1 pseudogene is annotated in these 535 nt (G+C 58.9%); it reads left to right on the top strand.

Annotated features, from left to right (window positions below):
• Positions 1 to 535, top strand: a pseudogene (locus K5E19_RS23800) (SDR family oxidoreductase); the annotation flags it as partial.

The following is a 535-nucleotide window of genomic DNA, read 5'->3' as shown; positions in this document are numbered from 1 at the left end:
GCATTGAACGCGCCGCCGCAGAGGTGATCGCTCTCACGGGTAATCGTCTGTACGGCCTGTTTAACAACGCCGGTTTTGGCGTGTACGGTCCGCTGCAAACCATCTCGCGCGAGCAGCTTGAGCAGCAGTTTTCCACCAACTTTTTTGGCATCCACCAGCTGACCATGGCGCTGTTGCCTGCGATGCTCCCCACGGAGAAGGCCGCATTGTGATGACCTCGTCGGTGATGGGCCTGATCTCCACGCCGGGCCGTGGGGCGTACGCCGCCAGCAAATATGCGCTGGAGGCCTGGTCAGATGCCTTACGCATGGAGCTGCGCCACAGCGGTATAAAGGTCAGCCTGATTGAGCCTGGCCCGATTCGCACCCGTTTCACAGAAAACGTAAATCAAACCCAGTCCGACAATCCGGTCGAAAACCCTGGCATTGCCGCACGCTTTACCCTCGGACCAGAGGCAGTTGTCACCAAAGTGCGCCATGCTTTTGAAAGCGATCGCCCGAAAATACGCTACCCGGTGACCCTTGTCACCCACGCC

Source organism: Enterobacter sp. RIT637 (genome assembly GCF_019718755.1).
GTDB lineage: Bacteria > Pseudomonadota > Gammaproteobacteria > Enterobacterales > Enterobacteriaceae > Enterobacter.
Note: the sequence above shows the minus strand (reverse complement) of the source record. Positions and strands in the feature narration are given on the sequence as shown.